Origin of the sequence: Sphingobium fontiphilum, from assembly GCF_014196635.1 — a bacterium.
GTDB lineage: Bacteria > Pseudomonadota > Alphaproteobacteria > Sphingomonadales > Sphingomonadaceae > Sphingobium > Sphingobium fontiphilum.
The window spans coordinates 180,265-198,771 of sequence record NZ_JACIEB010000004.1 but is presented as its reverse complement, the minus strand read 5'-3'; the positions used below and the strand labels follow the sequence as shown (position 1 = coordinate 198,771).

At 65.6% G+C, this 18,507-nt stretch carries 19 protein-coding genes; 13 read left to right on the top strand and 6 right to left on the bottom strand.

Annotated elements, in window-relative coordinates; genetic code table 11:
- Positions 1–43 precede the first annotated feature (43 nt).
- The 3 genes from GGR44_RS10095 to GGR44_RS10085 are packed head-to-tail and all read left to right on the top strand — an operon-like array spanning position 44 to position 2,522.
- On the top strand, positions 44–1,507 hold the full coding sequence (locus GGR44_RS10095; RefSeq protein WP_183955454.1) for a L,D-transpeptidase family protein: 1,464 nt from the start codon (positions 44–46) through the stop codon (positions 1,505–1,507).
- Between the two features lie 4 nt (positions 1,508–1,511).
- Positions 1,512–1,829: a hypothetical protein gene (locus GGR44_RS10090; RefSeq protein ID WP_183955453.1), complete on the top strand. Its 318-nt coding sequence runs from the start codon at positions 1,512–1,514 to the stop codon at positions 1,827–1,829.
- 45 nt (positions 1,830–1,874) lie between these two features.
- Positions 1,875–2,522, top strand: a complete 648-nt coding sequence (locus tag GGR44_RS10085; RefSeq protein ID WP_183955452.1) for a murein L,D-transpeptidase catalytic domain family protein — start codon at positions 1,875–1,877, stop codon at positions 2,520–2,522.
- Here GGR44_RS10085 and GGR44_RS10080 read toward each other — a convergent pair.
- The 4 genes from GGR44_RS10080 to GGR44_RS10065 are packed head-to-tail and all read right to left on the bottom strand — an operon-like array spanning position 2,480 to position 5,016.
- Positions 2,480–3,181, bottom strand: a complete 702-nt coding sequence (locus tag GGR44_RS10080; RefSeq protein WP_246344528.1) for a winged helix-turn-helix domain-containing protein — start codon at positions 3,179–3,181, stop codon at positions 2,480–2,482. The genes GGR44_RS10085 and GGR44_RS10080 overlap by 43 nt on opposite strands.
- Positions 3,168–4,070, bottom strand: coding sequence for a transposase (locus tag GGR44_RS10075; RefSeq protein WP_183955451.1), 903 nt, complete (start codon positions 4,068–4,070; stop codon positions 3,168–3,170). The genes GGR44_RS10080 and GGR44_RS10075 overlap by 14 nt, the downstream gene beginning before the upstream one ends.
- Complete coding sequence (locus GGR44_RS10070) at positions 4,058–4,882, bottom strand: hypothetical protein (RefSeq protein ID WP_221214338.1); 825 nt, start codon at positions 4,880–4,882, stop codon at positions 4,058–4,060. The genes GGR44_RS10075 and GGR44_RS10070 overlap by 13 nt, the downstream gene beginning before the upstream one ends.
- The gene (locus GGR44_RS10065) at positions 4,879–5,016 is read right to left on the bottom strand and encodes a hypothetical protein (protein WP_183955450.1); all 138 of its coding nucleotides are present in this window, start codon (positions 5,014–5,016) and stop codon (positions 4,879–4,881) included. Before GGR44_RS10065 ends, GGR44_RS10070 begins: the two co-directional genes overlap by 4 nt.
- 144 nt (positions 5,017–5,160) lie before the next feature.
- On the opposite strand from GGR44_RS10065, the gene GGR44_RS10060 reads away from it, so the two are divergent.
- Entirely contained in the window at positions 5,161–5,766 is a 606-nt protein-coding gene (locus GGR44_RS10060) for a response regulator (RefSeq protein ID WP_183955449.1), read from the top strand.
- 16 nt (positions 5,767–5,782) lie between these two features.
- Here the strand turns inward: GGR44_RS10060 and GGR44_RS10055 are convergent, their stop codons facing one another.
- Together GGR44_RS10055 and GGR44_RS10050 are read right to left on the bottom strand one after the other, a co-directional pair.
- Positions 5,783–6,676, bottom strand: coding sequence for an LOG family protein (locus tag GGR44_RS10055; protein ID WP_183955448.1), 894 nt, complete (start codon positions 6,674–6,676; stop codon positions 5,783–5,785).
- Between the two features lie 55 nt (positions 6,677–6,731).
- On the bottom strand, positions 6,732–7,400 hold the full coding sequence (locus GGR44_RS10050; protein WP_183955447.1) for an extensin family protein: 669 nt from the start codon (positions 7,398–7,400) through the stop codon (positions 6,732–6,734).
- Positions 7,401–7,660: 260 nt separating this feature from the next.
- On the opposite strand from GGR44_RS10050, the gene GGR44_RS10045 reads away from it, so the two are divergent.
- The 9 genes from GGR44_RS10045 (at position 7,661) to GGR44_RS10005 (ending at position 18,500) form a co-directional block, all read left to right on the top strand.
- Positions 7,661–8,821 (top strand): phosphoserine transaminase, encoded by a 1,161-nt coding sequence (locus tag GGR44_RS10045; protein WP_183955446.1) that lies wholly within the window; start codon positions 7,661–7,663, stop codon positions 8,819–8,821.
- A gap of 122 nt (positions 8,822–8,943) precedes the next feature.
- A complete protein-coding gene (serA, locus tag GGR44_RS10040; RefSeq protein WP_183955445.1) occupies positions 8,944–10,524 on the top strand; it encodes a phosphoglycerate dehydrogenase in 1,581 nt (526 codons plus the stop codon).
- A gap of 99 nt (positions 10,525–10,623) precedes the next feature.
- Complete coding sequence (locus GGR44_RS10035; RefSeq protein WP_183955444.1) at positions 10,624–10,974, top strand: endonuclease domain-containing protein; 351 nt, start codon at positions 10,624–10,626, stop codon at positions 10,972–10,974.
- On the top strand, positions 10,974–12,110 hold the full coding sequence (locus GGR44_RS10030; RefSeq protein WP_183955443.1) for an ATP phosphoribosyltransferase regulatory subunit: 1,137 nt from the start codon (positions 10,974–10,976) through the stop codon (positions 12,108–12,110). The genes GGR44_RS10035 and GGR44_RS10030 overlap by 1 nt, the downstream gene beginning before the upstream one ends.
- A 90-nt stretch (positions 12,111–12,200) precedes the next feature.
- A complete protein-coding gene (locus GGR44_RS10025; RefSeq protein ID WP_183955616.1) occupies positions 12,201–12,782 on the top strand; it encodes an ANTAR domain-containing protein in 582 nt (193 codons plus the stop codon).
- Between the two features lie 2 nt (positions 12,783–12,784).
- The gene (locus GGR44_RS10020; RefSeq protein WP_183955615.1) at positions 12,785–13,984 is read left to right on the top strand and encodes a CmpA/NrtA family ABC transporter substrate-binding protein; all 1,200 of its coding nucleotides are present in this window, start codon (positions 12,785–12,787) and stop codon (positions 13,982–13,984) included.
- A 313-nt stretch (positions 13,985–14,297) separates the two neighbouring features.
- Positions 14,298–15,662: a CmpA/NrtA family ABC transporter substrate-binding protein gene (locus tag GGR44_RS10015; RefSeq protein ID WP_343052324.1), complete on the top strand. Its 1,365-nt coding sequence runs from the start codon at positions 14,298–14,300 to the stop codon at positions 15,660–15,662.
- A gap of 142 nt (positions 15,663–15,804) precedes the next feature.
- Positions 15,805–16,779, top strand: coding sequence for an ABC transporter permease (locus tag GGR44_RS10010; protein ID WP_221214336.1), 975 nt, complete (start codon positions 15,805–15,807; stop codon positions 16,777–16,779).
- A 32-nt stretch (positions 16,780–16,811) separates the two neighbouring features.
- Positions 16,812–18,500 carry a nitrate ABC transporter ATP-binding protein gene (locus tag GGR44_RS10005; RefSeq protein WP_183955442.1) on the top strand — a complete coding sequence of 563 codons (1,689 nt, stop codon included), beginning with the start codon at positions 16,812–16,814 and terminating at the stop codon, positions 18,498–18,500.
- Positions 18,501–18,507: the final 7 nt, after the last annotated feature.

Below are 18,507 nucleotides of genomic sequence, written 5' to 3'. Positions count from 1 at the left end.
CTACCAGTTTGATCGGGAGTCAAGTTGCGCTATCTGCTGGCCCATGGTCCATCTTTCCCCGCTTCGTCAGGCCGGTCAGGCTGTGCTCCTTTCGCTCGCCCCCGTTACGGCTCTCGCGCAGACGCCGCCCCCAGCCGAACCTGCGCCGCAACTGCAACTCGATCTGCCTTCAACGACAGGAGAAGTCGCACCCCCGCCCGCCAATCTGAACCCGCCGCCCATCCCCATTCCGGCGATGAGCCCAGCGCAGCAGGGCTATCTGAACGACTGGCTGAAACAGGGCGCGCAACAGGGGCTGTCGTCGCGCAACCGGGCGACGCGCGCGCTGTCCGGCGACGCGCTGGTCAGCGCCGTGCTCGACCGCGCCCGCGCGCTGACCCGCGGGCGCGTCGACACCGCCGATTTCCTGGAGGTGTGGGCGCTGCGCCCGGCGGCGTTCGATCCGCGCCCTGGTTTGGCCGCCGCCATCACCGCCGACCGGCTGCCGCAATGGGTGGCGGGGCTGACGCCGCCCTATGCCGGTTATGAGGGGTTGCGAAAGGGGCTGGTCGCCTATGAGCAGATTCGCGACGCGGGCGGTTGGCCCAGCCTGACCGCCCAGTCGGACGCCGCCACCGTGCGCCGGCGCCTCGCCATGGAGGACAAGGAGATCAGCGCGGCCGAGCCCGTGTCCGCCGCGATCCAGCGGGCGCAGCGCCGCTATGGCCTCAACCCCACGGGACAGCTCGACGCGCGCACGCTCGCCTCGCTCAATGTGCAGGTGGCCGACCGGATCGGCGCGATCATGGCCAATATGGAACGGTGGCGCTGGCTGCCCCGGCAATTGCCCGAAAACAGGGTTCAGGTAAACATCGCCGCCGCTGTCCTCACCATGTTCGAAGGGGACCAGCCGGTCAAATCCATGCGCGCCGTCACCGGCAGCCCCAGCAACGCGACGCCGATGCTGGCGTCCAGCATCCGGTCGATCGTGGTCAACCCGCCCTGGAATGTGCCGACATCCATCGCCAAACGGGAACTATGGCCCAAGGGGCGCGGCACGCTGATCGCGCAGGGATACAAGATATTGAAAACGCCCGAAGGCGGCGAACGGATCGTCCAGCCCGCCGGACCCAACAGCGCGCTGGGGCGGTTGAAGTTCGATTTCGACAATCCCTTTGCCGTCTACCTGCACGACACGCCCGCGCGCGGCAAGTTCAGCAGCTATGACCGGCTGGCCAGCCATGGCTGCGTACGGCTGGAAAAGCCGGTGGCGCTCGCTGAAATGATGGTGCAGGGCGATCCGGAACTCGAAGGCCAGATTCAGGCGCTGATCGACCAGGGCAAGACCCAGCGCGTGTCGCTGCCCCGCGAGGTCGCCGTCTATCTACTGTACTGGACGGCCTTTGCCGGCAGCAACGGCGCGATGAATTTCCGCGAAGACCCCTATGGCTGGGACAAGCTGCTCGCCCAGAAGATCGAGGCGTCGAGCGAACGCGCCGCCGCCGCTACTCTCGCATCGAAGGATTGAACCCATGCGCCGTTCCGCCCTTGCCGCCATCGCCCTGATCAGTGTCGCCGCCCTGTCCGCCTGCGATCGCAAGGCGGAGAAGGAAGCGCCCGTCGTCAATAATCTGGTCGAACCGCCGGTGATGGACGACCCGGAAAATGTCGCCCCGCCCGCCCCCGCGCCGGTGGAGAACAAGGTCGCGCCCATCCCCGCGCCCGATGTCGACGCCGACCAGCAGATGCTGGACGATGCCGCCGCCGTCGGCATGACCGCGCGCATCCCGCCCGCCGAACAGGTCGCGCCCGTCGACGAATCGAGCAACCAGACGGCATCGGACGACTGACGACGATATTGGAGGGCGCAGGCAAAATCGCTATAGTGGCGGTCAATGGATCGCCGCAGCTTTACAAGAAACGCCCTCACCGGCCTTGGCCTCGCCCTGTTTCAGCCCCTGGCTGCGCGCGCCGCGATGGCGGCTGTAACCCCGCCAGCCTTTGCCCATATGCCCTGGTCGGGGCTACTCGACCGAGCGAAGGCGGCGCTGGACCAGCATCAGGGCCAGTTCGAACTGCGCGACCGGATCGCCATCGCCGATTTCACGCAGGCGTCTAAGGATATGCGTTTTCACATCGTCGACCTGGTGAGCGGGCAGAGCCACAGCTATCTGGTCGCCCATGGGCGCGGGTCGGACCCGGCCCATTCGGGCTGGCTGCAACGCTTTTCCAATGAACCCAATTCGCTGGCCAGTTGCGCGGGCGCGTTCAAGACGGGCGAAATCTATGATGGCCAGCATGGCGCGGCGATGCGCCTGCACGGCCTCGACGCCCAGAACAGCAACGCCGAAAGCCGCGCCATCGTGATCCACGGCGCCGATTATGTCGGCGAAAACCAGATCGCGGCCTGGGGCAAGCTGGGCCGCAGCGAAGGCTGCTTCGCACTGGCGCCGCACATGCTGCCGCAGGTGCTGGGGATGCTCGGCCCCGGCCGGATGCTCTACGCCGACAAGATGCCGTCGGCGCTGACGCAGAGCGCATAGCCCCGCCCCTTCACCGTGTGAAGCAATGGCCGGGGGAAACCGCGATCAATCTTGGCGCGCAGGCGCGACATGTGCACCTCAACCCGGTTGGTGCCGGGATCGAAATCCAGCCGCCATACATCGCGCAGCAATTCCATCCGGCTGACCGTGCGGCCCGGCCGCCGGGCGAGGCAGAGCAGCAGCGCATATTCGCGCGCCAGCAGGTCGATGGGACGCCCGGATCGCGCCACCGCCCGGTCGATCAACCCGATGGTCAGGTCGCCGCAATGAATATGCGCGTCACCGCTGGTCCGGTTTCGCGCCCTGATTCGTTCGATCAGGCGGATGATTCGCGCGGCGGCCTCGCCCACGTCCATCCATGGCCCCACCACCTCGTCGGCGCCATCGTCGAACGCCGCCGCCCGCATCGACGGATCGTCGTCGCGCTGCCACAGGATGTGCAGCCCGTCGAGACGCAGGGCCGAGGCCATATCCTGTGAGGGCGACACCGGGTTGACGGCAAATCCCCGGAGGCCCAGCGCATGGGCCAGCGGCGCGAATTCCGCCCCCAGCCCCCATCCGTCCAGCATTTTCTGGCCCAAGCCCGCCCAACTCCACCATCGCTGCCGCCGATATTGCACCGCAAAACAATGCGGCGAGGCAAGGTCAACCCGGTCCATTTTCGATCAGTTTCAAAGCCTTGGCGCTGGCCGCGCGAACGAGCGCGCTGCCGTTGCGCGCGCCTTCCTCCCAATGGTCGGCGGCTGCATCGGGCGCATCCGGGGCCAGCGCCCGCCAAGCCGTCAGCCGCATGGCGTCGTCCGGGTGAAGGCGCGCAAAGTGTCGGGCAAGGTCGATTCCTTCGGCCATGCCGGTTTCGACCGCCAGTTCCAGCAGCATCTGCGCGCTGGAGATGGTCATGCACTCGGCGACGCAGCCATTCTCCAGATCGAACCGATATTGCCGTCGCCAGCCCTGATCGGGCAGGCTGGTGAGGATATTGAGCGAAATCGACATCCGGGCGGGCGGGCGCTGGACATGGATGTCGCGGTGCGCGCGATAGAGCAGCACGCGCCCTTCGCATAGGGCGCTGCTTTCGACATGCCGCAGCGCCGCCTTCTCGCCCGGCAGGCCCAGCAAAGTCCCGTCATGCTCATAATAATCGGACCAATAGCCCGGCCCCAGATAGCCGACCGTCAGGAAATCGAAGCCATGGTCGTGCGGCACATGATAGAGGAAGGCGGCTGCCCCCTTGGCGCGCATCACATGGTCGCGCGCCGATGGCCAGAAGGCGGCGCGCAGTACATATTTGCCGCGCGGCGGGCGCAACAGCATGACCTGAGCCGAATAGGGATTGTCGCGCCGCTGCCCGGCGCAGCGGGTCTTGAGTTCCGCCATAGCCATGTCGGCCAGAAAATGACGGTTGGCCGCCAGCGCGCGGAGCATGGGGGCGGCGGCGGCCAGGCTCTCGCGATCGCGGGGGTCGAAGGCGGCCGATTCGCAATGGTCGACCAGCGCATCGACGTCGACGGGCGCGGCGGGCGGCGGCCCTGCGATCAGGCGGGGCATGGCTGCGCGCGGTCCAGCGTCTGCCGCGCAACATCGCGCACCGCCGCGTCGGCATCGCCGTCGGCCATGGCGGCAAGGTCCGGCAGCGCGGCGGCGGTGTCGAGCGCCAGCCATTCGCGCATCGCCGCCCATCGCTGCAACCCCGATGGCGCATCCAGCGCGGCGCGGAAAAGGGCCGCGGCATCGGTTCGCCCCTGCATCCGCAGCAACGACAACATCATCATCGCCCGGTCATGTTCCTCGTCGGCAAGGATGGAGGAGAGGCGCGCGCCATCCGCGCCGTCATGTCGGTGGATCGACACCGGGCCGGGCCCAGCGATGTGCGCGCGCAGCAGGACGACGGGGCGGCGCGCAGGCATGAAGCGCCAGGCGAAACGGCTTTCGTCGAGGGCATGGACCTTGTCGGGCGACAAAGCGATCATGTCGCGCGACGCCGCCTGGCCGTCCGCCAGCTCGTAGAGCATCGCTGGCGCCGCCGCACCGCCGAGCGGGCGGCAAAGGAGACGTCGACCGACAAAGGCGACCGGTTCGAGGGCCTTGCCGGGTTCCATCGGGTCGATGATGGCCAGGGTCGCCACAATCCGTTCCGACCGCGCAAGCAGCAACTGCCGCGCGCCACCCGAACGCGATGCGCGCAGCGGCCAAAGGCTCAAGGCATCGGCCGCCATGGCCCTGCAACCATCGCGCAGCAGTGCGTCAAGCCAGCCGGTATCGGCCAGGAACGGCATGATGCGATCAACCGCGGCCGCCACATCATCGCTCGCCTGTGCAGCGGCGACCGCCTGCGCCAGCGCCGCCACGCCCGCGCTCAACGGTTGACGATGATTGCGATCACCACGTCCATCAGGCTGATCGACAGGCCGTCGTCGCCCGCCGTCCCGTTCACGCCTTCGGCCAGATCGGCTATGTCATCGATGTCGAATTGCACGATGTTGGTGGAAGTCATGATCTTTCTCCCCCTGGCGGCAGGCTTGCCGATGGAGGAAGGCTATGGCGACTGACGGGGCGATCCTAATTAAATTCCTGTAATCCGTTAACCATTTTTTCGCGCTCTTTTCCTAGGCTCGACTCACCATTCGGGGACGAGATCATGCAGATTTTCCATCGCGCCGACGATCTGGACGACAGTTTCGAGGCCGGCCTGCGCCGCCGTTTGCGATTGCTGGTGGTCGATGAAAATCCCACCGCGCGCACGGTGATGGCGCGCCGCCTGTCCCATCTCGACTATGATGTGTCGCTCGCGGAAAACGGCGTCGCGGCGATTAGCATGCTGTCCGGGCGGCCGTTCGACGTGATCCTGATCGACATGGGCATGGCGATGATGTCCGGCATCGAAACGATGAAACGCATCCGATCGGCCGGGGTCGCGCCCGACAGTTCGATCGTGATGATCACCAGCCGGTCCGACAGCCTGGCCGTGGTGGAGGCGCTGCGCGCCGGGGCCGACGATCATGTGGCCAAGCCGCTGGATTTCGACGCGCTCGACGCACGGCTGCGCCACGCCAGCGACCGGGCGCGGCGTATCGGCGCGCTGAGCCGCCGCAATGTGGAACTGGACGCGCGCGTCGCCCGCCGCGCCATGGAACTGGGCGAAACCCGCGACGCGCTGGAACAGTTGCAGAGCGACCGGGCGCGGCTGGTCGCATCGATCCAGGCCCTGCATGACGAAGTCGAGCGGCTGAGCGCGCGCGACTGAGGCGGGACGCCCGCATTCAGGCGCAGGGCAGCTCCTCGTCGCAGCCCGGCACGGCGTCGCCATAAAAATCCTGGACCGCGGCCCAGCCTTCCTCGGCGCTTTCCACCCAGGTGATGAGGTCCAGATCCCTGTGCGCGATTACGCCTTCATCGGCCAGCGCCTCGAAATCGACCACCCGGTTCCAGAATTCACGGCCGAACAGCAGCACCGGAATCCGCTTCATCTTGCCGGTCTGGATCAAAGTCAGCAGCTCGAAAAACTCGTCGAACGTGCCAAAGCCGCCGGGGAACACGGCCAGCGCCCGTGCGCGCAGCAGGAAATGCATCTTGCGCAGCGCGAAATAGTGAAACTGGAAGCTCAATTCCGGCGTGACATAGGGATTGGGCGCCTGCTCGTGCGGCAGGACGATATTCATGCCGATGGTCTGCGCGCCCACGTCGACCGCGCCGCGATTGGCCGCCTCCATGATCGAAGGGCCGCCGCCCGAACAGACGACGAAATGGCGGCATCCCGCCGCATTGGGCGGATAGGCGGCGGCGATGGCGGCCAGTTTGCGCGCTTCGTCATAATAGCGCGCCTTTTTCGCCAGATTTTCGGCGATACGCCGCTGTTCGGGCGTGGCCGCTGCATCGATGCGCGCCTGCGCCTGATCGGGCCGGGGAATACGGGCCGAGCCGTAGAAGACGAAGGTCGATTCGATTCGCGCTTCGTCCATCAGCAATTGGGGCTTGAGCAGTTCCAACTGGAAGCGCACGGGCCGCAAATCCTCGCGCAGCAGGAATTCGGCATCCTGAAAGGCGAGCTTGTATGCGGCGCTCTGCGTCTGGGGGGTGCCCGTTTGCTTGCGGGCTTCGACGGCCTCTTCGCGGGCCGGGCGGAACTTGCGTTCTTCAATGTCTTTTTTCGTCATTTGCGCCAGTTTAATGCGCGCCCGGCGCAAAACCAAGCCCGCATCGGACCAGCGCCTAACGACAAAAGCCGCCGCCCCCGCCCATGTCGAAATGAAGATGGTCCTGATGCGCGGCGTTGTAATTGGGGCCAAGCACGGTGCTGAAACGCTTGCAGGCGCTGGCATGGACCACGGTCAGAAACTGGCGCGTGCGCCGGGCGCCATTCCATCCGTCCTTCACGGTGATGCGTCGGCCATCGGTCAGGACGAAGGCGGAAACGTCCACCGCGTTGCCGTGCGCATGTTCGGACAATCTGGCGCTGCCCGCGATCGGGCGGCAATTATAGGTGCCGAATGTTTCGATCCGGGCGATTTCTCCACCCAGCAGCAACCGCGCGGCCGGTTCCACGCCATAGCGGGCCCAGGCGACGAAATTGGCCGCCAGCGGGCAGGTCATGGCGCCCAGGTTGGTTGCGGGCACCCCGATGTCGAGCAGGCGCACAGTGCCGATCGATGTGCATCCGCCGCCATAGCGTTGATCCGGCAAGGGGGTGAAGCGCACGTCGATGGCGGCCAGATTGGCCATGCACTGGCGGGCCGCCGGGTCGGGCTCAGCGGGCCGGGGCGCGGAGACGACGGCTCGGCCCGGTCGTCCTTCGGGAATGCCGCAGGCGGCGAGCGGCATCGTCGCCGCCAGCGCCAGCGCCCAGCCCCGTTTCGGTCCCATGTCCCATAAGCTGCGCATGGACCCTGCCTATGCCCGGTTGGTAAATTTTCCGATAAGTGTGCGGCGAACGGTGGGCCGTTCGCCCGCCATCGCGCCCGTTTCAGCCAAACGGCGACGGATTCCCGGGCCGGGTTGAAGATTCGGCAGGCCGACGTTGGTCGGCCAGCGGGCCGACCCCGACCTTCAATCCGCTTGACAGCTGCGCCGATTTCTCTAGGGCGGCCGACGGGCCACGCGGTCCCAACGCCGCGCGTGCTCTCTGCAAGGAGACGCATAACATGACTGATCTGACTGCCGTTGACGCCACTATTGCGCCTGCTGAAAAGCCCGCCACCCGTCCGGCCCGCCCCTTTTTCTCTTCCGGTCCCTGCGCCAAGCCTCCGGGCTGGAGCGCCGACAAGCTGGCCACCGACTCGCTCGGCCGCTCGCACCGCGCCAAGATCGGCAAGACCCGCCTCGCCTATTGCATCGACCTGATGCGCGAGCTGCTGAACCTGCCCGATACGCACCGCATCGGCATCGTCCCCGGCTCCGACACCGGCGCCTTTGAAATGGCGATGTGGACGATGCTGGGCGCTCGCCCTGTCACGACGCTGGCCTGGGAAAGCTTCGGCGAAGGCTGGGTGACGGACGCCGCCAAGCAGCTGAAGCTCGACCCGACCGTGATCCGCGCCGATTATGGCCAGTTGCCCGACCTTTCGACCGTCGATTTCAGCAACGACGTTCTGTTCACCTGGAACGGCACGACTTCGGGCGTGCGCGTGCCCAATGCCGACTGGATCCCCGCCGACCGGCAAGGGCTGACCTTCGCCGACGCGACCAGCGCCGTGTTCGCCTATGACATCGACTGGGCCAAGATCGACGTCGCCACCTTCTCCTGGCAGAAGGTGCTGGGCGGCGAAGGCGGCCATGGCGTGCTGATCCTCGGCCCGCGCGCCGTCGAGCGCCTGGAAACCCACACGCCGGCCTGGCCGTTGCCCAAGGTGTTCCGCCTGATGGCCAAGGGCAAGCTCGCCGAAGGCGTGTTCAAGGGCGAGACGATCAACACCCCGTCGATGCTGGCCGTGGAAGACGCGATCTTCGCGCTGGAATGGGGCAAGTCGCTGGGTGGCCTTTCCGCCCTGATCGCGCGCAGCAACGCCAATGCGGCGGCGCTGAACAGCATCGTCGAGGAACGCGACTGGCTGGGCCATCTCGCCGCCGATCCCGCCTCGCGGTCGACCACCAGCGTCTGCCTGACGGTCGAGGGCGCGGACGAAGCCTTCATCAAGGCGTTTGCCGGCCTGCTCGAAAAGGAAGGCGCCGCTTATGATGTCGCGGGCTATCGCGACGCTCCGGCGGGCCTGCGCATCTGGTGCGGCGGGACCGTCGAAACGGCGGATATCGTGGCGCTCGGCCCCTGGCTCGACTGGGCCTATGCCCAGACCAAGGCTGCTTAACACTCTCCCCATTTTCTCGTCATCCCAGCGAAGGCTGGGATCTCGGGCCTTCAGGTTCAGCCTGGCCGCCTGAGATCCTGACTTTCGTCAGGATGACGAATTGCAAAGAAAGGCAATTCGTCATGCCCAAAGTCCTTATTTCCGACAAGATGGACCCCCGCGCCGCCGCGATCTTCCGGGAGCGGGGCGTCGAAGTCGACGTCATCACCGGCAAGACCCCGGAAGAACTGGCGGCGATGATCGGCGATTATGACGGCCTCGCCATCCGTTCATCGACCAAGGTGACGAAGGACATACTCGACGCCGCCACCAATTTGAAGGTCATCGGCCGCGCCGGCATCGGCGTCGACAATGTCGACATTCCCTATGCCAGCGCGCGCGGCGTCGTGGTGATGAACACGCCCTTCGGCAACTCCATCACCACCGCCGAGCACGCCATCGCCCTGATGTTCGCCCTGGCCCGCCAGATTCCCGAAGCCAATGCGCAGACGCAGGCGGGTCTGTGGCCGAAAAACGGTTTCATGGGCGTCGAAGTCACCGGCAAGACGCTGGGCCTGATCGGCGCCGGCAATATCGGTTCGATCGTCGCTGCCCGCGCGCTCGGCCTCAAGATGAAGGTCGTCGCCTTCGACCCGTTCCTGACGCCCGAACGGGCCATCGAAATGGGCGTGGAGAAGGCCGATCTCGACACGCTGCTGGCGCGCGCCGACTTCATCACGCTGCACACCCCGTTGACCGACCAGACCCGCAATATCCTGAGCCGCGAAAACCTCGCCAAGACCAAGAAGGGCGTGCGGATCATCAACTGCGCGCGCGGCGGCCTGATCGACGAGGCGGCGCTCAAGGATGCGCTCGATTCAGGGCACGTCGCGGGGGCGGCGCTCGACGTGTTCCAGACCGAACCGGCCAAGGAATCGCCGCTGTTCGGCACGCCGAACTTCATCTGCACCCCGCATCTGGGCGCGTCGACCGACGAGGCGCAGGTCAATGTCGCGTTGCAGGTGGCGGAGCAGCTATCCGACTATCTGCTCGACGGCGGCGTCACCAATGCGCTCAACGTGCCCTCGCTCAGCGCCGAGGAAGCGCCCAAGCTGCGGCCCTATATGGCGCTGGCGGAAAAGCTGGGATCGCTGGTCGGCCAGTTGGAAGGCGACGCCATCACCGGCGTTGCGGTCGAAGTGGAGGGCCATGCCGCCGAACTGAACCAGAAGCCGATCACGGCGGCGGTTCTGGCGGGCCTGATGCGCGTCTATTCCGACACGGTGAACATGGTCAACGCCCCCTTCCTGGCGAAGGAACGCGGCCTGGACGTGCGCGAAGTGCGCCATGACCGCGAAGGCGATTATCAAACTCTGGTGCGTGTCACCGTTTCCACCGAAAATGGCGACAAGTCGGTTGCCGGCACGCTGTTCGGCAACGCCCAGCCGCGCCTTGTCGAACTGTTCGGCATCAAGGTCGAGGCCGATCTGGGCGGCACCATGCTCTATATCGTCAATCAGGACGCGCCCGGCTTCATCGGTCGCCTGGGGTCGAAGCTGGGCGAAGCGGACGTCAACATCGGCACCTTCCACCTGGGCCGTCGCAACCAGGGCGGCGAAGCCGTCCTGCTGCTGTCGGTCGACGGCACCGTCACCGAACCGCTGCGCTGGGAAATATGCAACCTGGATGGCGTGAAAATGGTGAAGCCGCTGCGCTTCGCCTGAACAGGGCGCTGAAAAGCCCTCTCCCCACCGGGGAGAGGGTTGGGAGAGGGGGAGGCACTATTGCGTCTGGACCCAGCGCTTAAAGATCGCGCCCGGCATATGCGCGCCAACCCCACACCCGCAGAACAAAAGCTGTGGCTCGCCCTGCGCGCCAATCGGTTCGAAAATCGGCAATTTACCCGCCAGACAGTGATCGCACCCTATATCGTCGATTTCGCGTCGAAAGCCGCCCGCCTCATCATCGAGGTTGATGGGGATACACATTCTGCTCAGGATCGCTATGAGGCCCAGCGAACAGAATTTCTGGAATCGCTGGGGTATCGCGTGATCCGTTTTGGCAATCCCGATGTGATGGGAAATATGGAAGGCGTGCTGGACGCGATTGCGCAAGCCTTGCGCGAGCCCCCCTCTCTCCAACCCTCCCCCCAAGGGGGGAGGGAGCAAAGGTAATGACCATGATCCCGCCTGGCCTGTTGCCCGAAGGACTTTCCGACCGCCTGCCGCCGCAGGCGGAGGCGTCCGCACGCGTCACGCGCACCGTGCTCGACACCGTGGCGCGGCATGGGTTCGAACGCGTCATGCCGCCGCTGGCCGAATTTGAGGAAACGCTGGCGTCGCGCCTCAAATCGGCGCAGCCGCAGGATCTGTTGCGGGTGATCGACCCGGTGTCGCAGCGCACGCTCGCCCTGCGGCCCGACATGACCGCGCAGGTCGGACGGATCGCCGCCACCCGCATGGCCAACGCCGCCCGGCCGCTCCGCCTGTCCTATGCCGGATCGGTCATCCGCCTGAAGGCCAGCCAGTTGCGCCCCGAACGGGAACGGATGCAGGTGGGCGCCGAACTGATCGGCGCCGACAGCGTCGCCGCCGCCACCGAAATCGTGACCGTCACGATCGAGGCGCTGCAGGCCGCCGGGGTCAAGGGCATCACCATTGATTTCACCCTGCCCGACCTGATCGACACGCTGGCCGCCGGCCATATGCCGCTCAGCGACACGGAAAAGGAAGCGGTGCGCACCGAACTGGACGCCAAGGATGCCGGCGCGCTGGCCGCGCTGGGCGAGCGCGCCGCCGCCTATCTCCCGCTCATCGAAGCGACCGGTCCCTTTCATGCCGCGATGGACCGGCTGGAAGCATGGAGCGCGGCCCATGGCGGCGCGCTGGACGACCGGCTGAAGGGCCTGCGCGCCATCGCCAAACCGATCGACTGGGATATTCGCCTGACCCTCGACCCCACCGAACGGCACGGCTTTGAATATCAGAGCTGGTTCGGCTTTTCGGTCTTTGCCGACGGCTTCATCGGCGAAATCGGGCGCGGCGGCAGCTATGCCATCATGCGCGCCGATGGGTCGGAGGAAGCGGCGACAGGCTTTTCGCTTTATCCCGACCCGCTGGTCGACGCCGGTTTCGGCATGGTCGAACCACGCCGCCTGTTCCTGCCGCTGGGCCATGACGCCGCGCGCGCCGCCGCCCTGCGTGGCGAAGGCTGGCAGAGCGTCGCCGCCCTGTCGGACAGCGACGATGGCTCGGCCCTGCGCTGCACCCACTGGCTCGACGGGCCGGAGCCGCGCCCCTATGGATGCTGACGCCGGGCGCGTTCCTTGACCCCCGGCCTGTGATTGACAAATACCGACTGCGGCGCAATCAGATTGCATTGCAGCAGAATGCAGGACGCTGTGCGCATAGCCATCGTAGATGAAAGCGCGGCCCGCGCGGCCGTCATTGAAGAAGGGTTGCGCGAAGCAGGCCTTACGGACCTGCACGTCTTTGTCGAACGTCATGGACTGGCCGCCCGGATCGAGGCTTTTGCGGCCGACGTGGTTTTGATGAACCTGGAGAACCCCAGCCGCGACATGCTGGAGGAAAGCTTCTCGCTGTCGCGGGCGCTGGCGCGGCCAATCGCGATGTTTGTCGATCAGTCCGATGAGGAAGCGATAGCCGAAGCCGTCGATGCGGGCATTTCCGCCTATGTCGTCGACGGGCTGCGCAAGGAGAGGATCAAACCGGTGCTCGATTTGGCGGTGCGGCGGTTTCAGGCCTTTGCCCGGCTTCAGGGCGAGTTGGCGGAGGCCAGATCGAAACTGGCCGACAGGGATACGATCGACAAGGCGAAAGCGATATTGATGAAAAGGCGCGGACTTTCGGAACCCGATGCCTACAAGATGCTGCGCGATCATGCGATGCAAAGCAATCGCCGCATCGCCGATGTGGCGGACGCGGTGATAACGGCGGAAAAGGTCATGGGAGGCGGATTGTGACGATGGACCATTTTCGCATCGGTTTCCTGCCTCTGGTCGACGCCGCCCTGCCGATCCTGGCCCGCGAATTGGGCTTTGCCGAGGACGAGGGCATCGCGCTCGACCTGATCCGCGACTCCAGTTGGGCCACGGTGCGCGACCGGCTCGTCTATGGCCGGAGCGATGCGGCGCATCTTCTGGCGCCGCTGGCGATCGCGACGACGCTGGGCCTTAATCGCCCGGCTTTCCCCCTCTCCGTGCCTTTCGTGCTGGGCCTCAATGGCAACGCGATCACGCTCGCGCCGTCGCTGGCCGCCGCCGTGTGCGCGGAAGGCGTGCTGGAAGACGCGGTGACGACGGGGCGCAAGCTGGCCATGCTGATCCGCGCCCGCGCCGACGAAGGCGCGCGCCTGCGGCTGGGCGTCGTGCATCGCTATTCCAGTCATAATTACATGCTGCAATATTGGTTGCGGGGAAGCGGCGTGAACGTGGCCGAGGACGTCGAGATCCTGACCATCGCGCCCCCGCTGGCGGCCGATGCGCTCGCGACCGGAGAGATTGACGGCATCTGCGTGGGCGAGCCGTGGAACAGCGTCGCGGTGGAGCGGGGCGTCGGCGTCATCATCAACGTGACGTCGCGGATCTGGCTGCGCGGCGTCGAAAAGGTGCTCGCGCTCCCGACGGCGCGCGCCGCGGCGGAACCCGAATTGATCCAGCGGCTGGTCCGGGCGCTCTATGCGGCGGGTCGGGCCTTTGTCGATCCGGCGCTCTATGCCAGCAATGCCGCGATTCTCGCGCGATCCGAATATCTGGACGGGTCGGCCGAACTGATCGAGCGGGCGATTGCCGACCGGATCAAGCTGGCCAGCGGCCACGCCCCCGTCGACATCCCCGACTTCATGTTCCAGCACCGCGAAGCGGCCAACTTCCCTTGGGTAAGCCAGGCCGCCTGGCTCTATGCCCAGATGGTGAAGGCCGGCCATGTCGCCCAGTCGGCGGAAGGCTATGAGGCCGCGAAAGCGGTGTTCCGGCCCGATATCTACCGGGCCGCTTTTGCCGGCACGGATGTGCCGCTGCCCTCGGCCAGTGCAAAGCTGGAGGGCGGGATCGACGCGCCGCTGGCGGTCGGTTCCATGCAGGGCCGCCTGCTGTTGGGGCCGGACCGTTTCTTCGACGGCCGCGCCTTCGATCCCGATGCGCTCGACGACTATCTGACGCAATGATTTTGCCGCACTGCGAAAAATGGGCTTGTCGACGCCCTGCGAATCTGTCATTCGATTCTCAACGAGCAATGGCGTTCGTTGACATATTCCGTCATCGTCCATCGGGGGGCGGTGCTCAGGTTGGCACTCCATCTGGATAAGCCGAAGGCAAAGAAGCCGCCCCGAGGATTGCAACAGGCCGTCCGTTGTGGGCGGCCTTTTTTGTTTCCGCTGTTCCTTGGATTGCCCACTTTTCCAAGAGGGGGCTTTGGCTATGTGGGATAAGCGTTCAGTTCTGAAAAATGGCGCCGCGCTGTTTGCGTCGGCCTGTGTCGTGGCAAGCCTGGGCGGTTGCGGCAGCAAGCCCAGCGACAATGCGGTGGCGCCGGTCGACATCGCCGGGGGCGCCGTCGAAAAGCCCAATCTGAAGCTGGGCTTCATCAAGCTGACCGACATGGCCCCTCTCGCAATTGCGAAAGAAAAGGGCTTTTTCGCCGAGGAAGGGCTGAACGTCACGCTCGAACCCCAGGCCAACTGGAAAGTGCTGCTGGACGGCGTGATCGGCAGCCAGCTTGATGGCGCGCACATGCTGGCCGGCCAGCCGATCGCGGCGACCATCGGCCTTGGCACCAAGGCGGATCTGGTCGCGCCGATCAGCCTCGACCTCAACGGCAACGCCATCACCCTGTCGAACAAGGTGTGGGGCATGATCGCCCCCTCCCTGCCCAAGGGGCCGGACGGCAAGCCCGTCCACCCGATTTCGGCCGCGGCGCTCAAGCCCGTCGTCGACAGCTTCAAGGCGCAGGGCAAGCCCTTCAAGATGGGCATGGTCTTCCCGGTTTCGACGCATAATTACGAACTGCGTTACTGGCTGGCCGCAGGCGGCCTGAACCCCGGCTACTACATGCCCGGCGATGTTGGCGGCACCACCAGCGCCGACGTTCAGTTGTCGGTCACCCCGCCGCCGCAGATGCCCGCGACGATGGAAGCGGGCACGATCGAAGGCTATTGCGTCGGCGAACCCTGGAACCAGGCCGCCGTGCAGAAGAAGATCGGCGTTCCCGTCATCACCGACGACGAAATCTGGCGCCTGAACCCCGAAAAGGTGTTTGGCCTGCGCAAGGATTTTGTCGAGAAGAACCCCAAGACCACCGCCGCCCTGATCCGCGCCATCATCAAGGCGCAGCAGTGGCTGGACGCGGAAAATGGCAAGAACCGCGCGGAAGCGGTGAAGATCCTGTCGCAGCCCAATTATGTCGGTGCCGACGCCAAGGTGATCGCCGCCTCGATGACCGGCCGCTTCACCTTCGAACAGGGCGACAGCCGCCCGGCCGCCGATTTCAACATCTTCTTCAACCACTTCGCCGGCTATCCCTATTATTCCGACGCCATCTGGTACATGACCCAGATGCGCCGCTGGGGCCAGATTGCCGACCAGAAGCCGGACCAGTGGTATTTCGACATGGCCAAGGCCGTCTATCGTCCCGACCTGTATCTGGGCGCGGCCAAGGCGCTGGTCGCCAAGGGCGTGATCCCCGCCGACAGCGTGCCGGACACCGACGGTTTCAAGCCCGCCGACAACAAGTTCATCGACGGCAAGACCTATGACGGCCGCAAGCCCAACGCCTATCTCGACCAGTTCGCGATCGGCCTGAAGGGCAAGGCGACCGTCACCGCCGCCGGCGTCAAAGCCAACTGATCCTATCATCACAGGAGACAGCATCATGAACAGGATGACAGCGGTTCAGGTCGGAAACGACCCTGTTGCAGAACAACTGGCGTTGGTTGATGATGCCGTCTCCGCCATCCCAGCCGCTTCGGCGGCGCCGGAGGAGGCTCCCATGAATACCAAAACTCCTCCGGCATGGATGGCGCGTTACATCCCCTCGGGCCCGCAAATCGTCAAAGCCGCAAAGGGCCTGGTCGCGCCGCTCGCCGGCATCGTCATCTTCCTGACGCTGTGGGCGGTGCTGGCGCCGCAGGTGCAAACCTCGCTGGGCGCGCTGCCAGGGCCGGGGGCCGTCGCCGAACAGGCTGTCGCGCTTTATGGCGACTATCAGGCGACCGAGCAGGCGAAGGCGGATTTCTACGCCCAGCAGGATGCCCGCAACGCCGCGCTGGAAGCAGCGGGCCGCGGCGCGGAGGCGCAGAATTTCCCCTATAGCGGCGCGCCGACCTTCCTCGACCAGATTGTCACGTCGCTCGAAACGGTGGCGCTCGGCTTCATCATCGCCACGCTGATCGCGGTGCCGCTGGGCCTGGTGTGCGGCCTGTCGAAGCGGGTCAATGCCGCCATCAACCCGCTGATCCAGATTTTCAAGCCGGTCAGCCCGCTCGCCTGGCTGCCCATCGTCACCATGGTCATTTCCGCAACGATGACCAGCCCCGATCCGACGCTGCCCAAAAGCTTCGTGATTTCGGCGCTGGTCGTGACGCTCTGCTCGCTCTGGCCCACGCTCATCAACACATCGGTCGGCGCCGCCTCCATCGACAAGGATCTGCTGAATGTCGGCAAGGTGCTGCGTCTGGGCTTCGCCGCCCGCTTGACCAAGCTGATCCTGCCGTCGTCCCTGCCCTATATCTTCACGGGCATGCGCCTGTCGCTGGGGGTGGGCTGGATGGTGCTGATCGCGGCCGAAATGCTCGCGCAAAATCCCGGCCTCGGCAAGTTCGTGTGGGATGAATTCCAGAACGGTTCCAGCCAGTCGCTCGCCCGCATCATGCTCGCCGTTCTGGTGATCGGCTTCATCGGCTTCGCCCTCGACCGCATCATGGGTGCGCTCCAGGCTCTGGCAAGCCGCAACCACAAGGCCTGACGGCCCGCATTTTCGGAAAAGGAGGTAGGCAAATGACGCCCGTATTGCGCCTGCAGAATCTGTCGAAATCCTATGTGGACGGCGCCGGCGCCCGCACCGAAGTGCTCAACGGCATCAATCTGGACGTGGCCGAAGGCGAGTTCATCGCCATCCTGGGCTTCTCCGGATCGGGCAAGACCACGCTGATTTCCGCGATCGCCGGCCTGATCGAGCCGGACAGCGGCGCCATCGAGGTAAAAGGCGTACCCTGCACCGGGCCGGGCGCCGACCGGGGCCTGGTGTTCCAGAGCTACTCGCTCTTCCCCTGGCTGACGGTGGAGGGCAATGTCCGGCTGGCGGTGGAGGCGGTGCACAAGTCGCTGTCGAAGGCGGAACAGACCGCCCTCGTCCACGAAAAGGTCAGGCTGGTCGGCCTCGGCCACGCCATGGACCGCAAGCCATCGCAATTGTCGGGCGGGATGCGCCAGCGCGTGGCGGTCGCCCGTGCGCTCGCCATGAAGCCCGAAATCCTGTTGCTGGATGAACCGCTGTCGGCGCTCGACGCCCTAACCCGCGCCAAGTTGCAGGACGAGATCGACCGCATCCGCGCCGAGGAAAAGCGGACCATCCTCCTCATCACCAACGATGTGGACGAGGCGCTGCTGCTGGCGGACCGGGTCGCCGTGCTCGAACCCGCGCCCCGCGCGAAGATCGGCCGCATCTTCGACGTTGGCATCGCCCGTCCGCGCGAGCGGACCGCGCTGAACCATGACGCCGCCTATCAGGCGTTGCGCAACGAGATCGTGCAATATCTGGGCGGCCTCAATGCGCAGCAGAAGGCCGGGACCAAGGCCGAGGATCGCGCCAACCTGCCCGACGTGACGCCGATCAGCCTGCTCGCCGAGCCGCCTCAGGCCTATCGTGACGCCGCAAAGACGAGGACGCAGCGCCGTTTCCTTGAATTCTTCAACCTGCAGAAGGTCTATCCCACGCCCAAGGGGCCGCTGACCGTCGTCACCGATTTCAACCTGCTGATGAACAAAGGCGAGTTCATCTCGCTGATCGGCCATTCGGGCTGCGGCAAGTCGACCGTGCTGTCCATGGCGGCGGGCCTCAACGGCATCAGCGGCGGCGGCATCATCCTCGACGGCCGCGAAGTCGATGTCGCCGGGCCCGACAAGGCGGTGGTGTTCCAGGCGCCCAGCCTGATGCCCTGGCTGACGGCGCGGCAGAATGTGTCGATCGGCGTGGAGCGGGTCTACCCGCACGCCAGCAAGGCGGAACGCGCCGACATCGTCGAATATTATCTGAGCCGCGTCGGCCTGGGCGACAGCATCGACAAGCTGGCAGCCGATATGTCCAACGGGATGCGCCAGCGCGTCGGCATCGCCCGCGCCTTTGCGCTGAGCCCCAAGCTGCTGCTGCTCGACGAGCCCTTCGGCATGCTCGACAGCCTGACCCGCTGGGATTTGCAGGACGTGCTGATGGAGGTGTGGGATCGCACCAAGGTGACCGCCGTCTGCGTCACCCACGATGTCGATGAGGCCATATTGCTGGCAGACAAGGTGGTGATGATGACCAATGGCCCCATGGCCACCATCGGCAAGGTGCTGGAGGTCGACCTGCCCCGTCCGCGCGACCGCAAGGCGCTGCTCAAGCATCCCAAATTCTACGCCTACCGCGAGGAAGTGCTGCAATTCCTCGCCGACTACGAACATGGCCTGAAGGCCGACGCAGCCTGACGGAAGG

Coding starts and splice junctions, on each gene's coding strand:
- GGR44_RS10045 (WP_183955446.1), top strand. CDS start 7,661: ATGACTGATCTGACTGCCGTTGACGCCACTATTGCGCCTGCTGAAAAG.
- GGR44_RS10095 (WP_183955454.1), top strand. CDS start 44: ATGGTCCATCTTTCCCCGCTTCGTCAGGCCGGTCAGGCTGTGCTCCTT.
- GGR44_RS10060 (WP_183955449.1), top strand. CDS start 5,161: ATGCAGATTTTCCATCGCGCCGACGATCTGGACGACAGTTTCGAGGCC.
- GGR44_RS10030 (WP_183955443.1), top strand. CDS start 10,974: ATGACCATGATCCCGCCTGGCCTGTTGCCCGAAGGACTTTCCGACCGC.
- GGR44_RS10075 (WP_183955451.1), bottom strand. CDS start 4,070: ATGCCCCGCCTGATCGCAGGGCCGCCGCCCGCCGCGCCCGTCGACGTC.
- GGR44_RS10020 (WP_183955615.1), top strand. CDS start 12,785: ATGGACCATTTTCGCATCGGTTTCCTGCCTCTGGTCGACGCCGCCCTG.
- GGR44_RS10055 (WP_183955448.1), bottom strand. CDS start 6,676: ATGACGAAAAAAGACATTGAAGAACGCAAGTTCCGCCCGGCCCGCGAA.
- GGR44_RS10050 (WP_183955447.1), bottom strand. CDS start 7,400: ATGCGCAGCTTATGGGACATGGGACCGAAACGGGGCTGGGCGCTGGCG.
- GGR44_RS10005 (WP_183955442.1), top strand. CDS start 16,812: ATGACGCCCGTATTGCGCCTGCAGAATCTGTCGAAATCCTATGTGGAC.
- GGR44_RS10085 (WP_183955452.1), top strand. CDS start 1,875: ATGGATCGCCGCAGCTTTACAAGAAACGCCCTCACCGGCCTTGGCCTC.
- GGR44_RS10090 (WP_183955453.1), top strand. CDS start 1,512: ATGCGCCGTTCCGCCCTTGCCGCCATCGCCCTGATCAGTGTCGCCGCC.
- serA (WP_183955445.1), top strand. CDS start 8,944: ATGCCCAAAGTCCTTATTTCCGACAAGATGGACCCCCGCGCCGCCGCG.
- GGR44_RS10010 (WP_221214336.1), top strand. CDS start 15,805: ATGAATACCAAAACTCCTCCGGCATGGATGGCGCGTTACATCCCCTCG.
- GGR44_RS10035 (WP_183955444.1), top strand. CDS start 10,624: ATGCGCGCCAACCCCACACCCGCAGAACAAAAGCTGTGGCTCGCCCTG.
- GGR44_RS10080 (WP_246344528.1), bottom strand. CDS start 3,181: ATGGACCGGGTTGACCTTGCCTCGCCGCATTGTTTTGCGGTGCAATAT.
- GGR44_RS10065 (WP_183955450.1), bottom strand. CDS start 5,016: ATGACTTCCACCAACATCGTGCAATTCGACATCGATGACATAGCCGAT.